General features: G+C 66.0%; 11 protein-coding genes and 7 pseudogenes. 8 read left to right on the top strand and 10 right to left on the bottom strand.

The features are described from left to right. Nucleotides 1–165 precede the first annotated feature (165 nt). Together ABT170_RS35395 and ABT170_RS40725 are read right to left on the bottom strand one after the other, a co-directional pair. Nucleotides 166–1,008, bottom strand: coding sequence for a transposase (locus tag ABT170_RS35395; protein WP_443034209.1), 843 nt, complete (start codon nucleotides 1,006–1,008; stop codon nucleotides 166–168). Nucleotides 1,009–1,048: 40 nt separating this feature from the next. Next, nucleotides 1,049–1,117 (bottom strand): annotated as a pseudogene (locus ABT170_RS40725) (hypothetical protein); the annotation flags it as partial. 237 nt (nucleotides 1,118–1,354) lie between these two features. Between ABT170_RS40725 and ABT170_RS35390 the strand changes: the two are divergent. After that, nucleotides 1,355–1,855, top strand: coding sequence for a DUF6193 family natural product biosynthesis protein (locus ABT170_RS35390; protein WP_351874396.1), 501 nt, complete (start codon nucleotides 1,355–1,357; stop codon nucleotides 1,853–1,855). On the opposite strand, the gene ABT170_RS35385 is transcribed toward ABT170_RS35390, so the two are convergent. Beyond that, complete coding sequence (locus ABT170_RS35385; RefSeq protein ID WP_351874433.1) at nucleotides 1,802–2,212, bottom strand: hypothetical protein; 411 nt, start codon at nucleotides 2,210–2,212, stop codon at nucleotides 1,802–1,804. The genes ABT170_RS35390 and ABT170_RS35385 overlap by 54 nt on opposite strands. Before the next feature lie 547 nt (nucleotides 2,213–2,759). Here ABT170_RS35385 and ABT170_RS35380 point away from each other — a divergent pair. Further along, a complete protein-coding gene (locus ABT170_RS35380) occupies nucleotides 2,760–4,412 on the top strand; it encodes a serine/threonine-protein kinase (protein WP_351874393.1) in 1,653 nt (550 codons plus the stop codon). Nucleotides 4,413–4,420: 8 nt separating this feature from the next. Here the strand turns inward: ABT170_RS35380 and ABT170_RS35375 are convergent. Next, a pseudogene (locus tag ABT170_RS35375) lies at nucleotides 4,421–4,776 on the bottom strand (transposase); the annotation flags it as partial. A 141-nt stretch (nucleotides 4,777–4,917) separates the two neighbouring features. Here ABT170_RS35375 and ABT170_RS35370 point away from each other — a divergent pair. Beyond that, nucleotides 4,918–6,127, top strand: a pseudogene (locus ABT170_RS35370) (IS256 family transposase). A gap of 48 nt (nucleotides 6,128–6,175) precedes the next feature. Here the strand turns inward: ABT170_RS35370 and ABT170_RS35365 are convergent. Further along, nucleotides 6,176–6,451: a hypothetical protein gene (locus ABT170_RS35365; RefSeq protein WP_329940646.1), complete on the bottom strand. Its 276-nt coding sequence runs from the start codon at nucleotides 6,449–6,451 to the stop codon at nucleotides 6,176–6,178. Nucleotides 6,452–7,362: 911 nt separating this feature from the next. Between ABT170_RS35365 and ABT170_RS35360 the strand changes: the two genes are divergently transcribed. Continuing rightward, nucleotides 7,363–7,989, top strand: a complete 627-nt coding sequence (locus tag ABT170_RS35360; protein ID WP_351874390.1) for a hypothetical protein — start codon at nucleotides 7,363–7,365, stop codon at nucleotides 7,987–7,989. Nucleotides 7,990–8,054: 65 nt separating this feature from the next. Next, nucleotides 8,055–8,396 (top strand): annotated as a pseudogene (locus ABT170_RS35355) (transposase); the annotation flags it as partial. A gap of 22 nt (nucleotides 8,397–8,418) precedes the next feature. Here the strand turns inward: ABT170_RS35355 and ABT170_RS35350 are convergent. Continuing rightward, nucleotides 8,419–9,298: pseudogene (locus tag ABT170_RS35350) on the bottom strand (transposase); the annotation flags it as partial. Here ABT170_RS35350 and ABT170_RS35345 point away from each other — a divergent pair. After that, nucleotides 9,254–9,430: pseudogene (locus tag ABT170_RS35345) on the top strand (transposase); the annotation flags it as partial. The pseudogenes ABT170_RS35350 and ABT170_RS35345 sit on opposite strands and share 45 nt — an antisense overlap. Before the next feature lie 295 nt (nucleotides 9,431–9,725). Further along, entirely contained in the window at nucleotides 9,726–10,238 is a 513-nt protein-coding gene (locus ABT170_RS35340; RefSeq protein ID WP_329940644.1) for a DinB family protein, read from the top strand. Between the two features lie 10 nt (nucleotides 10,239–10,248). On the opposite strand, the pseudogene ABT170_RS35335 reads toward ABT170_RS35340, so the two are convergent. The 3 genes and pseudogenes from ABT170_RS35335 to ABT170_RS35325 form a co-directional block, all read right to left on the bottom strand. Further along, nucleotides 10,249–10,377: pseudogene (locus tag ABT170_RS35335) on the bottom strand (IS630 family transposase); the annotation flags it as partial. 551 nt (nucleotides 10,378–10,928) lie between these two features. Continuing rightward, complete coding sequence (locus ABT170_RS35330) at nucleotides 10,929–11,498, bottom strand: relaxase domain-containing protein (protein WP_351874387.1); 570 nt, start codon at nucleotides 11,496–11,498, stop codon at nucleotides 10,929–10,931. Then, the gene (locus ABT170_RS35325; protein ID WP_351874384.1) at nucleotides 11,495–11,701 is read right to left on the bottom strand and encodes a hypothetical protein; all 207 of its coding nucleotides are present in this window, start codon (nucleotides 11,699–11,701) and stop codon (nucleotides 11,495–11,497) included. The genes ABT170_RS35330 and ABT170_RS35325 overlap by 4 nt, the downstream gene beginning before the upstream one ends. Before the next feature lie 348 nt (nucleotides 11,702–12,049). Here ABT170_RS35325 and ABT170_RS35320 point away from each other — a divergent pair, with 348 nt between their 5' ends. Next, nucleotides 12,050–12,499, top strand: a complete 450-nt coding sequence (locus tag ABT170_RS35320; protein WP_329940641.1) for a hypothetical protein — start codon at nucleotides 12,050–12,052, stop codon at nucleotides 12,497–12,499. A 664-nt stretch (nucleotides 12,500–13,163) separates the two neighbouring features. Here ABT170_RS35320 and ABT170_RS35315 read toward each other — a convergent pair. Then, nucleotides 13,164–13,790: an SMI1/KNR4 family protein gene (locus tag ABT170_RS35315; protein ID WP_329940640.1), complete on the bottom strand. Its 627-nt coding sequence runs from the start codon at nucleotides 13,788–13,790 to the stop codon at nucleotides 13,164–13,166. Between the last annotated feature and the right edge of the window lie 194 nt (nucleotides 13,791–13,984).

Raw genomic sequence — 13,984 nt, 5'->3', positions numbered from 1 at the left:
CGGGGTTTGGGAACACGGGCCGGGCAGGCCAGGTGAGCACGGATGCTCCTGAACCCTCTGCGGACCCTGGCCGGGGTGAGTCGGTCGGAGGTGGTGGGCTTCTCCCAGGGCCGGCGGAGGTCCACGGCAAGGGGCGGGCGAGCCGAAGCCGGGTGTGAGCGACGATCAGGATCCAGGTCCAGCGGTCCGCAGCCTCGGGGGTGCGGAGTTTGGAGGCCGTCCACCCGAGGGTCTGTTTCGCGAAGCGGAAGGTGTGGTCCAGGTCGAAATGACGGAGGAACGCCTGCCAGAAGCGGTCCACGTCGTCCGGGGTGGCGCCGGCCTTCGAGGACCATAACCACACCGGCGGGCATCCCGTTCCTTCGATAGATGCTCGACCTTCAGACGGATCAACGTGCCTTCGGCCAACGGAAGTTCGCCCTCGTGTTCGAGCCAGGAGGAGCGGTGGGTGAGCCTGGAGTGGATCCGTTCCCATGCCTGGGTCTCGGCCTTGCCGTAGTTGGTGGTGTCAGTGATGGTGGTGATCGCGGGTTCGGGCCAGGTCTCCGGATTGGTGAAGCGGAATTCCGAGCCGTGCTTGGGCGGCCGGCCGTTGACGCTGTGCATCCTCGGTGGTTCCGGCAGCAGCATGACGCGGTCGGAGCGGACCCGGCCGACCAGTTGGACGGGCGGCTCGCGCAGGACCCAGGCCAAGCAGGTGACGTCGTAGCCTGCGTCGCTGACGATCACGATGGTCAGGTCCCCGGCCCGCCACTGCCCTGCGGTGAAGAGTCGTTCAACGACTCCTCGGAGCTGGGCGGCGGTGATCGCGGTCGCGTCGTCGACCGGGCCGAGCCGGACTGCGTCCAGGATCGCGGTCCAGGATGTGGCGCCCGGCTCCAGCACGGCGACGAAGGAATAGGGCCAGCCCGGAAATGAACTGCGAGGCTGTTCTCGCCCGGCCGTAGACGTGGCAGAACAGGCGCTCCGCCGAGCACGGCGCGTCCGAGCGAAGCCACGGCGACACATCGACCGCCAGGACCAGGCGCCCGCCGTCGAAACACGGCAGCGACAGTCCGGCCAGCACGGTACGCAGCCGGTCGGCGTCCAGCCGGCCGTGGTTCAGGCCGCCGTACATCGCTCCGTGCCCACGACGATGCTCGGGCAACAGCGTCAATCCGCCGAGGACTTCACCGCGCCGTCCTCGCACAGCACCGCGTCCACCAGCTCGAACAACTCGTCGCGCCGGGCGGTCAGACACTCGTAGCACTCCCCGGAAGCGTGACGCTTCCGCGAACGCTTCCCTCCGGACAGCGTCAGGCAGCAGACTCACCTCACGGCCTTCGTCTGATCATGTGCACCTTGGTCGGAGCACATGATCAGACGAAAGCCGCCTCCACGTTCAGGATTTCCCTGCTCGGGTGATCAAGCTCGACGGACCGTTCGACTGCCGAAGGGGCGATCCAGGCGGCACGAGGCCGTGCATGATGACCTCGTGGACACGACTTCATCGACGGCGATCGTCGAGGCAGGCTGGCAAGCCGTACGGACTGACGGGCGCGTACGAACCGCACTTCTGGCCGCCGCCTACGCAGAGCCCCGCTTGCGGCAGCTGTTTCCCTGGACTGGGATGGGTGAACTGCATTTCAGCCGCTGCACCGAGTATCGGCACACTTGGGACATCCCTTACATCCAGCCAGCGACTGGAGGCGGTTACTGGGTCTCGGGGCCCTCCGCACGGAGTCCGTGGGACCGGCGGATACACCCGAACAAGCCATCGCGATGGTCCTGGCACGCCTGCCGCTCGGCTGCCTGGCGTGACTCATCCAGAACAACGACGCTGAGCCACCCCAGGGACACGCGCGGATACAGATGACTGTGAACTCAACCTGCAGGCCCCGCCGTCAGGTGTTCGCGCCTCCCGAGCTGCCGGAGGAACGCTGCTCTTCGTCTTTGACAGAGTCACGGGTGGCGATCCGAGCCAGACGATGTCCAGCACGGACAGGTGCCGGACCAGCCGGTTGATCACGTAGACGACGGGCATCTGTCCGACGGAGGCGGCGCGGACGTCCTCGCCCTCCCGGTCGCCGTTGTTCCACTGGGGCCAGTCCCACGGCGAGCGCACCACGATGTCCAGGACGTCGCGGACCGTCTCCCTGGCGTGCTCGGGATGCTCAGTGAGCGTCTTGGCCGCCTGCGGCGACAGGCGTACCGCCCAGACGTCACCACTCACCGGCGGGCACCGAGGACATCGTCCAGGTCCACGAAGCCGGACTCGTCGCGCCCGGAGTCCATGTAGTCGTCGGCCGGCGCCGCAGCGACACGCAGCTGAAGGAACACAGAACTGAGGGATGAGCGCCCGGGTAGTCACCGGGGCAGAGCTGGCTGCCCGATGGGGAAGCGTCGGAGCTTGCCGCGGAAGGCGGTGAGTTCGTTGCTCTTGGGGGTGGCCTGGCGTTGGGCGAGGACGGTCCGCTCGCCGTGGACGAGTGCGGCGACCAGATGGACCGTGGCCGAGGTGGCGGTGCGTGAGCCGCGCGGAGGGCCTTGCCGTCGACGGCGATGCCCCGCAGCGGTGGCCGGTCTTCGACAGGGGCCGGTTGTCGTCGCTGATCTGCAGGTTCATCCAGGTGTCGTGCTCTGTTTTCACCACTCCGATACGTCGGATGAGCAGCCCATCATCGCCGGGAAGGAGTGACGTTTCGTCATACGAGAACGCACACGCCCTGCCCTGGATAGGATGGCGCATCCATCCGTGACGAGATTGGGGAGGAAAATGCATGGTGGTGCATCCGATGATTCAAGGGGACCCAGATGTTATCTCGGGGTACGTACTCCAGGGCCGCCTGGGAACTGGCGGAATGGGAACCGTATACCTGTCGACCACGCGCGGTGGACAACCGGTCGCCATCAAGACAGTGCGCCCGGATCTTGCGGTGGACCCACGTTTTCGGCAGCGGTTCGAACAGGAAGTGCATGCTGCTCGGCGCGTGCGGGGGCACTATATCGCAAACGTATTGGACAGCAATACCGAGGGACCTATGCCCTGGCTGGCCACAGAGTACGTTCCGGGTGTATCGCTAGCACAGGCTATTTCCGCTCATGGCACGATCCCGCTCAGAACATGTCTGGGGGTGGCGGCCGGCATTGCAAGCGCCCTGGAAACCATCCACGCCGCCCGCGTAATTCATCGAGACCTCAAGCCGGGCAACGTCGTCCTGACGCAAAACGGATTGTCCGTGATCGACTTCGGTATCGCACGAGCTATCGACTCAGATTCTCTGACAGGCGCCAACACCCGCATCGGCACCCCAGCCTTCATGGCTCCCGAACAAATTAAGGGGAACGCGCCGACCACGTCGGCCGCCGACGTGTTTTCCCTGGGATTGACTGTCCATGTCGCCTCGACGGGACTCCACCCCTTCGAGAAGGAACTATTCGCCGCCATTCCTTATCTTCAGGACGCCGCACCGGACCTCAACGCTTGTCCGGCCCCGCTGCGACCTCTGCTTGACCGCTGCTTAGCAATGAACCCCGCTGATCGCCCCTCAGCCACTGAGGTGGTTGCTATGTGCAGGGAGGTGGGCAGCCGGCTCGGTCTGACCGAGGTGATGCCCGAGGCCGGGTGGCTGCCCGAGCAGTTCACTGTGGTTTCAGTATCGACACCGAACCACTCGCCCATTCCGGCAGGTAATCTCGCAGTTCCGCCTCCGCCAGCACCACCGGCGCCTGCCGCCAGGACTTCGAGAAAGCGGCTCGCCGCAGGTTCTGCGGTACTTGCCGTCGCAGGAATTGCAGCCTTCATTGTCTGGATCGGCCCCTGGAACAGCAACACCGACGAAGGAAACCAGGCCTCGGACAACAAACCGAGCAGAGAAGCGACTACCCCTGGAGCCCCGACAGGAAAGCCTCCCAGTGAAGAGGAGGATGAAATTAACCTTAAGGACCGCGTCGACAGAGGGTTGATGGATTGCGAAAGCGCAAAAAGCCTCTACCGGATCAAGGGAGCAAAAGTCACGCTCTCATGCAAACCAAAGTACGGCCCAGGTACCGTGATCTCGGAGTCCGAAGCCAATCAAATCACCGTGACTGTCGCTTCATTTCCGAAGGGCGCAGAAGAATACGAATCGTTTATCAGAAGCGAGGAAAAGGAAGTTCAGGATGACGGCACGCGAAGCGAGCAAAAAGAAGACCCGAGCGTGCTCCCCCTCTTGAACGTGAGCGACTTCCCGTACCGGGGTCCTGTGGAGAATAAGAGAGGAGAGCAGATTGGTGAAGTTTTCACGCACGAAAATGTATGGGAATTTTCGACGATCGCTTGGACATTTACGAATGATTATTACGTCGACGCGCATGAGGAGTACTTCATTGTCATGGCCAAGAGCAAGGACAGAGGAGCGCTAATGAGATGGTGGAACTACTGGCCCATTTAGACCGTGTCCTACATGGTCAGTTTGAGGAGTCGTTTGTAGCAGCAGAGGGCGGCTGCCAGTCCGAGAAAGGCCAGGTAGTTGCCTGATTTCCGCTCGTAGCGGTGGTTGAGGCGGTGGTAGGTAAGCCAGGACATGGTGCGTTCGATGACCCACCTGCGTCGGCCGAGTCGTTCGCCGGATTCGATGCCCTTGCGTGCGATGCGGACTCCGATGTGTTTGCCCCAGAGCCATCGCCGCAGGTGAGGGATGTCGTACGCCTTGTCGGCATGAAGGCGGCGGGCTTGAATTCGGTCGCGTGGGATTCGTGTCCCATGTGGAAATGGGACAGCATCGGCTTCAGGGCCTGATGACCAGTACAACTGCCAACGGGAGTGTCTAATCAACGGCGGATCTGCTGATCAAGGAGAGACGCCAAGTGAGCGAGACAACGATCGAGCACGAGTCCGTCGAGGAGCCGGGCGGTGGCGCGGTGCCGTCGGCCACATCGGACGAACAGCTCGTCGCGATGCTGGTCGACCGAGCCCGCGACGAGGGCCTGCAGCTGACCGGTGAGGGTGGGCTGTTGCAGCAGCTGACCAAGCGGGCGTTGGAGTCGGCCCTGGAGTGCGAGATCACTAACCATGTCGTCTACGAAAAGCACGATCCGGCCGGGAAGAACAACGGCAACAGCCGCAACGGAACTCGTGCGAGAACCGTGCTGACCGACATCGGCCCGGTCGAGGTCAGGGTGCCCCGGAACACCGCCGGCAGCTTCGAGCCGCAGATCGTCAAGAAGCGGCAGCGCCGCCTGTCCGGCGTGGACGAAATAGTGCGCTCCCTGTCCGCGAAGGGCCTCACCCCCGGGGAGATCTCCGCGCACCTGGCCGAGGTCTACGGGGCGGAGGTGTCCAAGCAGACCATCTCCACGATCACCGACAACGTGATGGAGGGGATGACCGAATGACAGAACCGGCCACTCGACCGTGTCTATCCGGTTCTGTTCGTGGACGCCATCAACGTCAGGATCAGGGATGGGCAGGTCGCGAACCGGCCGGTCTACACCGTGATGGCGGTGACCGTCGAAGGCACCCGGGACATCCTGGGGATCTGGGCCGACGACGGTGGTGAGGGCGCCAAGTACTGGCTGCACGTGTTCACCGAGCTGAAGAACCGCGGCCCTGGACGATGTGCTCATGCTCATCTGCGATGGCCTCAAGGGCCTGCCCGAGGTGGTGGAGGCCGTTTGGCCTCGAACGATTGTCCAGACCTGCGTGGTTCACGTCCTGCGCAACAGTTTCCGTTACGCGGCATGCCAGGACTGGGACAAGGTCGCCAAGGCCCTCAAGCCCGTCTGCACCGCACCCAACGAAGACGCGGCGACAGAGCGGTTCGGGGAGTTCCAGGAAGCCTGGGGCGGGAAGTATCCGGCGATCATCAAGCTGTGGGAGAACGCCTGGGCCGAGTTCGTGCCCTTCCTCTCCTTTGACGTCGAGATCCGAAAGGTCATCTGCTCGACGAACGCGATCGAGTCCGTGAACGCCCGCATACGCAAGGCCGTACGGCCTGCGGACACTTCCCCAACGAGGCCGCCGCCCTCAAGTGCGTCTACATGGCGCTGATGAGCCTGGACCCGACGGGGGGGGAAGGGCCGCAAAAGATGGACCACGCGCTGGAAGGCACCCCTCAACGCGTTCCAGATCACCTTCGAGGACCGGCTCACCCCGGCCAACAACTGAACCTCAAAAACCAAAATCAGCCGTTAAATTGACACGCCCTGTGCCGGACTACGTCAGGACGAGAGGCACGGTGATGGTGAGGTGTTCGTCGGTGGTCGGCAGGGCGGTGGTGAGAGCGTTCATACGAGCTGCGAGGTGGCCGATCACCCGGCTGGTCAGTTCCTCGTCCCACTCCGCTGTGCCTTCCGGTCGCAGGCGCATCTCCTCCCTGGCAGGCGGGTTGTCACCGAGATAGCGCGCGGTGTCCATGTTGACGACCCAACAGGCCAGTGCGATCTTCACCTGCCCGGGTGCCGCCCACTGCGCCCGTATGTGGGCGCACATGCTGAAGTCGTCTCCGCCGAATGTGACCGTAGTGGAGAACGGCCTGCCACGGGGGTATTGCCGTATCAGCTTGAGTACTGCTGGTTCCACAACGGCTCGCGCCATAGGTTCCGTATACACCGTCTGCCCCCTGTCGCGCCTGGCCTTCAGCATCCCAGACGGGGCCTGCGGCGAACAGATCGCCTGCCGTCCCGACCGTTTCCTCTCCGGGGGAACGCTGTGCACCTCGTGGGCATGCGTACGGCGCCGCACCCTGGGGATGCTGTGGCCAATTCGGGACATGGCGTGACGTCACAATCGCGGGGCGGCCCGCAAGCCACTCGTTGATAACTGCGACCAGCACTGTCGCTTCGTAGCGCGCGGCCAAGGGCTGTCCCGCAATTCCTGGTGGATCAGCGCGCGGCGTCGGATGCGGTGCATCGCAAGGCGGAGAGGCGCCCGCATACTGGATGTATTCGGGCGTTTCGACAACTCGGCGAGGTGCCGTAGCTGTCGTCGTGCGCCCGCCAGGAATTGCGGGACAGCCCTCAGCCTGTCGTATCCCGTGGCATTTGCCGGACTGGGGCATTCCGTGGAATCCGGCAAGTCCGCGTCAGGATGACACCGGTCCGGCCGGCTCCAGCGTCCATGCGCGCTGTTCCTCGGTGTCCGGTACGGGGAGCTCTGGGCCTCCCCGATCCGGCTCCAGGCGGTGCCGGGCGCGACGCCGTCGAGCACCAGGAGCGGGATGAGGAGAGGGAGCGCCCGTACGGTATGGGCTCTCACCGGCATCCGCCGCAGGTCGGGCCCCGAGCTTGACGAGTCGAGCGCTGGTCGAGTCCTCGAAGGGCATGAGATGCGAAAGCCGCAGCGGGCGCGGCCCAGCCGGTACCGGCACCGCTCGCAGAAGCCGGGGCGAGCATAATGAGGCGATGCTGGAGTTGCTGCCGGGGATCGGCGTGGTCCTGCCCGACGGGGCCGGGACGCTCAGATTCGGGATGACCCCCGACGAGGCCGAAGTGATGCTGAAGGCGGCGCCCAGGAGCCACAGGGGAAGGCAGTGCATGACGTTGGCGCGTGCCGACTACAAGGAACTCCGGCACGCCCACGACGCCTGGCTCACCGGAATCCTCTTCGACCCGGCCTGGAGCACCTGCGCCGTCTTCGACGGCGTGACGGTGACCGTCGCCGGCGGCGGGCCCGGTCGTACGGACCGCCTGACCAGCATCAACATCGGCCCCGACCCGTCCAGTGGAGCGCCGTCGGCGACTCCTGTGGTGTGGGACGGCGTCGACCTGTTCGGGCACCCGGTCAAGGACGTCGTGTCCGTGCTGCCGGAACCCGTCCGTCCGTCCCTGCCGGCCGTCACCTCTCCTCGGACGACCACCGAGGTGACGGTGGAACCGCTGGGGCTGCGGCTCAGCGAGAATCCGTCGGCCGCCGACCGGTGGTCTCGGCTTACCCTGCTCGGCACGCCCACGGGCTGGGAGACATGCTGCGCGGGCACGTTCGCGTGCGCGGGGGACGGCGACGGGCTCGTGGGGATCCTCCGTTACTGATCGTTTCAGAATTAGATCGGTGTGGTGGCTTGGCAGTCGGGTATTGGGTCGGCAGGGTCTGATGGGTGTCTGCTGACCTTGTGCCTGATGATCTGTGGGAACGCATAGCCCCGCTGCTTCCGGAGCGACCGCCTCGAAGGCATCGGTATCCCGGGCGGTTGCCCGTGGATTGCCGTGCTGCTCTGCGTGGCATCGTTTACGGGCTGCGCAAGAGTGTGAGCTGGCGCGACGTCCCTGCAGAGCTGGTCGGCTGCAGTGGGGTGACGGCCTGGCGGCGTCTGCGGAACTGGACCGAATCTGGAGTATGACCACGCCCGCACGAGGTCCTGCTGGCAGAACTACGTAGAGAGGGCTTGCTGGAGAGGGACGACGCCGTGATCGACGGCTCGCACGTCAGGGCCCTCAAAGACATCTCAGGGAGCCAAGAAGTCAAGCTGGCTGCCCGGCGGAGTGTGCGAGTAGTGGGCTGAAGGCGTGCTGTTCGTCGTAGCGCTTCCGGGTCTGGAGACACTGGTGGAGCTGGCCGAGGAAGCGGTTGAGCAGGTTGCGTTGGGCGGCGTTGTGCCATTCTCCGTGTTCGCGTCGGCGCCGGTAGTGGGCGTCGGCCCCGGTGAGGTCTGGAAGGCGGCGAAAGCCCAGAGGAAACCGGCGTTCATGAGCCGGTTGTTCTTGACGAAGCAGCGTCCAACGAAGCGCTTCTTCCCGGAAGTACGCGTGATCGGTGCGGAGCCGGCATAGGACTTGAGGGCTCTCGCGTCGGTGAACCGAGCCCGGTCGTCGCCGATCTAGGCGAGCACCCTGGCGCCGAGGAGGGGCCGAGGCCAGGGAAGCTGAGCAGGATCTCGCTGTCCGCGTGCTGGTGGAAGCACTCTTCAGCGGCGCCAGCGAGGTCGTCCGCGGCCTGGCAGGCAGCGGCCAGTTGTATGAGGAGGGCCTGCAACTGCTGGCCGAAGGCGTCTTCGACTGCTGGTATCTGGCGAGCGTACTCGGCACGGAAAACGGCCAGCAGGCGCTCGGCTTCCGCGTCGAAAGAGCGGGGGCGACCACTGCGTTTGAGGGCGGCTCGCAACTGGGCGAGGGTGAGCCGGGCGGCCTTGGCCGGGGTGGGAGCCAGGGCAGGAACGAGCCGAGCATCGGGACGGGTCAGGCCACCCTTCTTGCTCTGGAAGGCGATAAGAGCGGCGGGATAGTACTCGCGCAGCAGTGAGAGGACCTGGTTGGCGATCTTCTGCCGGCTCCAGACGGCGTCTTGCCGGGCGCGGGCCAGCACGGTGATGGCCTGGGCGAGTTCGGAGTCGGCCGGCAAAGGACCCGCTGGGTCGTCGAGCGCACCTTCGCCTGGCTGCACCAGTTCAAAAGGCTCCGCATCCGCTACGAGATACGCACCGACCTCCATCTCGGTCTGCTCCAACTCGCCTGCAGCATAATCTGCTTGAGATGACTCCGAACTGCATTCTGAAACGATCAGTTACTGATTCGTTTCCGGCTGGGCGTGGCCGATCTCGCGGCGAACTCGTTCGCCTACTCGCCATTGCAGGAGACCGTACTCAGCCTGCGGATGTGGACTTGTCATGCCCGGCGCTTCCCTGCCCTGCGCGAGGACAGACATCACGTCATGTCACACAGAGACCCGGGGCGTTGGGGCTCCTGGGGTCTCATGCTGTCGGCGCCGCCAGCATCACGTGGCGCCGTGCGGGGCGCCGTCGACGGATTCGGCTGCTGGCGATAATCGACCGATGGCCATCATCGAACGCCCCATGACGCCCCTGAACGCTGACGAGCGCACGACGCTCGAAAGCTGGCTCGATTTTCATCGCACCACACTCGCCATGAAGTGCGAGGGCCTGGACGATGAGCAGGCCGCCGTCGCATCCGTGCCGCCGTCCGCCTTCACCCTGACCGGTCTCGTCCAGCACATGGCGGAGGTGGAGCGGAACTGGTTCCGCCGAGTGTTCGCCGGAGAACAGGCCCCGCCCATCTACGACCCGCAGGCCGACCCCAATGGCCCCGACGGCGGCTTCGAGCTGACCGGGGGCACCACCCTGTACAACGCTCTGGCCACCTGGAATGGGGAGATCGCACGCGCCCGCGAGCACTGCGCCGACCGCGCCCTGACCGACACCGGCCGCTTCATGGAGCAAGACGTCAGTCTCCGCTGGATCTACGTCCACATGATCGAGGAGTACGCCCGCCACAACGGCCACGCCGACCTGCTCCGGGAACGCATCGACGGCACCACCGGCGTGTAGCGCTTCCGGATCAGGCAGTGTTGGCTCGGTCGACGACGGCGCGTAGGCGCCGGTCGTCGGCGTAGCGGTTTCGCCAGATGACGAAGCGGCGGATCATGCTGCCCTGCTCCGTAGGGTCAGCGTGGTCCGTGCCGTCGAGCGCGTTGGCGGTGCGCAGCCTCTCCCGCATTCTGGCCCGATGCCGGGGCGCAGCCGGCTCGCTGGGATCGGCCAGAGGTCGCCGGTCCAGGGCGGGCGCGGGGATGTGTGGGCGGCGCCGGGTGGGGAGGTGGGACAGAGCCCACCGGGCGGTGGAGAGGCCGTAGCCGGACTCCAGGCCGTGCACGGTCTTCGGCTCGCTGATGTCCAGGCGGTGGGTGGAGATGGCAGCGGCCACGATCCGGTCGTCCAGGCAGGCGTCGCGGCGGCGGCCCGCGCCGGACGAGGGCGAGGTAGCGGCGGGCTTCGGCGAGCAGGTGCCTGCGGTGCAACCGGCCGCCGTCGTTCAGCACGAACACCATCGCGGCGACAACGACGGCTGTCAGGGCGACATCGACCACGGCGGCGCCCCGGGCCCGGATCACCACAGCCACAACCACAGCCACAACACGGGCGTATTTGAGAGGGAGTTGAAGATACCCACGTCCACGTTGGAGGTGAGGATCGCGGCTGTCTTCCACTCCTTACGCAGTTGTGCGAGTGCCGGGCCTTCTACTTCGGCGGGCTCGTCATCTTCGCGGCGATACCGTTCGGCCTGGCGCGGGCCCGTTCGGTGACCACGGGCAGAAACTGCGGCTCGCCGTCGTCGTCGACAGCGGTGACGTACTCCCGCTCCAGCTCTGCCGAGCAGACGGCGATCCAGTCGCTGCGCCGGGCGCTCCGGCGGATCAGCTCGTGCGGCACCCCGGCAATCTCCATCACCGGCCGGCGCCCCGGGGTTACGGTGCGCGGCTCGGTCACCAATCCCAGCGCCTCGCAGACCTCCACGGCCACGAGCTCGTCGTAGGGCGCGGATGCGGCCACGGTGTTCTCGTGCAGGGCCGTGGTGGGGATCGAGCCCCATAACCCGTCCGGGCGCTGCCCCTTCCTAGTCAGGAGCACATCGTCATGAGGCAACGGCATACCGGACCTCGCCTCGCAGTGACGGAAGCGGGCGGCGACCAGACCGCCGGTCGGCCGCACCCGGTGGATGCCGTCCCACCTGTACCGGATCACCGCCATCGCGTCCTCGATCCACTCCAGCACCCTCTCGATCGCGCGCTCGTGCGCGGCCTCGATCACCCACCGGCTCTCCTCATCCCCAGCGCCCACAGCAGGTAGACCGTCGGCTGCGGCAACACTAGATCGGCACCCGTGACCGTCACCCGCCGCCCGAGCGCGCCGGCCTTCCACGCCTCCCCCGGAGGCACACCTGCGGCCGGCAGTCCGGCCTCGATCCGGTCCACGTACGGATGCAGGCCCCGCTCGCCGAACGACCTGCGCATCAAGGGTGTACGCGTCGCGCCTGGCGTCTACGAGCCGGCCTGGGCGCCGGACAGGTGCGCGACGTGGTCGTACGGCCGGGAGAAGTCACCGGCCCGTACGCCATCTCAACCGTGGCCCCGGAGCTCCGGGATGCCCGTCGTGGGAGCGGCGTGCTCGGTATGGACGTGCCCGTGACTCGGCAGGACAAGGAGAAGGTGAGGGCACGAAGATCCCATGGAGGTACGCGATTTGACCCTTCACGCCACCTCCACACATACTGAGTCCAGTGCAATATCACATTGCAACTGCATCCTGAGTGCATCAGTGATGCCTATGAACCACACCTCTGAACAGAGAGAACTACCCTCATGTCTCGTATCGCTCTGCTCGCCACCGCGGCCGTGGGCCTGGCCTTATTCGGCGCGGCCCCGGCCACCGCCGCACACGCCACCAACACCGCTGCCACCACCGTGACGTGCGGTCCGTCCGCCCTCCGGGTGGGCTTGTCGACCAAGGTGTGCGCCGAGATCACCGGCAACACCGTGCAACTGAGCGGCCAGATAAGCCTGGCGGGCCCGCCCAGCCCGGGCTCCACGCTCCCGGTCAAGGACCTGACCACGACCCTCACCGGCAACGCCGTAGGCGGCACCTCCCTCGGCCACCTGGTGCAGCCGGTCCGCTTCCAAGCCGCGACAACCCTGGTACGTGGCGTCGGCGGCACCGTCCCCTGCGGCTCGACCGTCCACGCCGAGTTCACCTCATCCGCTCTCGGCTATCCCTCCAGCCCGGTGACCCTGGACGTTCCGGTCACCTGCTGACGAACGTCCGACACAGGAGCAGGCTGCGCGGCCGGAACCGGACGCGGAGCCTGCCAGGGCGGCGAGCCGGTCTTGCGGGTCCGCCGCCCCGGCGGCGCCCCACCTGTCGGCGGCGATGAGCCGCCGGCCGGTGTGCTCGGTGCAGGCGAGTGGCATGACCTCGGTCAGCTCTTCGTGGACGTCGGTCCAGGTGACGTCCACGTCGCTCTGCATCTCGGCGACGGTGCCTTTGCCTCCGCCTTTGCCGTACGCGACGATGTATGGGCGCCGTAGCGGTAGACACCGTTCGAACTGGTCCGGGAGAAGACCCGGGTGCTCGGATCTGGCCTGGGCAGGCCGCGCAAGAAGCCCGACAGCCCTGCGGCCGACAGGGCTTACAGCAACGCCCCAGCCGCGAGTACGTGCGGTGGCGGGGAATCCGCCACACCATCCCGGAGAGAACCGACAGCCGGGCGGCCCGCATGCGCAAGGGCGCACGCGGTGGACGGCCGCCCGGCTTTGATGAGGTCCGCTACAGGAATCCCAACACCGCGAGCGGACGATCAACCTCCCGAAGCAGCCCCGGGCGATCGCCACTCGCTACGACAGGCGCGGTTATGCCTTCCACCGCGCCGCGACAGCGGCAGCTCGTACCATCCGGCTTCGGTCCTGATCAGGGCCAGTCCTAGGTGATGGGGTACATGTGGGCGTAGGGATCGGGCTCGCCTGTGGAAGGGTCCAGTCCGGCACCGAGCCGTCGATGTTGCTCTCGCCAGCTGACGAATGCGTCTGTCCGCTTCCAGAGCGACTCATCGCCGAGCGGGCAGGCGTCGAACTGGCCCAGCATCATGCGGGTGATGAACTGGACCATGTTGCAGTCGAACAGGGCCCACGGAGACTCGCCCCACGAGTGGTGCCGACGCCAGGCTATGACAGGCCACTTGTCCGGATCTGGGTCGTTCATGAGCCAGGCCATCTCGTTGGCGTTCATCCCGGAGCCCCAGGGCAGGACGGCATCGGCACCCAGCGTCACGTCCGGGATTCCTGCGCCGTCCTCCCAGAGCCCACGCAGGCCGTCCGTCATGCCTCCGATGTGACACGCTTCCCACCCGCGCACATCACTGGGGAGTGGCGGCAGAATGACGAGCTCTCCGATATCGCCCACGCCGTACGTGTCCAGCAAAGCCTTGTAGTCACTCGGCAGCTCGGTGTCGAGCGTGACTTCGGCCGCAGCCCAGTCGATCTGCTCGCCGCCTGCGAAGTCTGCTGGTACGAGATCGAGCAGTACGGCGACGTCCGGATGAATGCCCATGGTGAAGCCCCTTGAGGTCAGTGGTCAGCAACCCTAGTTGCGTGGGCTGACACCGTTGCCCCGGATAGCCAGGTCCCCAGAAACCCGCCCAAGTGTTCGACGTGGGAAGCCATGACGGTGACCACCAACACCGCGGGTGTGACCCCAGCAGGACGACCCCAGCAACCGTCCCGGCCGGACCGGGCGAGCCACCC

It is taken from the genome of Streptomyces sp. NPDC001787, assembly GCF_040297465.1.
Lineage (GTDB): Bacteria > Actinomycetota > Actinomycetes > Streptomycetales > Streptomycetaceae > Streptomyces.
This window is presented reverse-complemented; position numbering and strand designations above follow the sequence as displayed.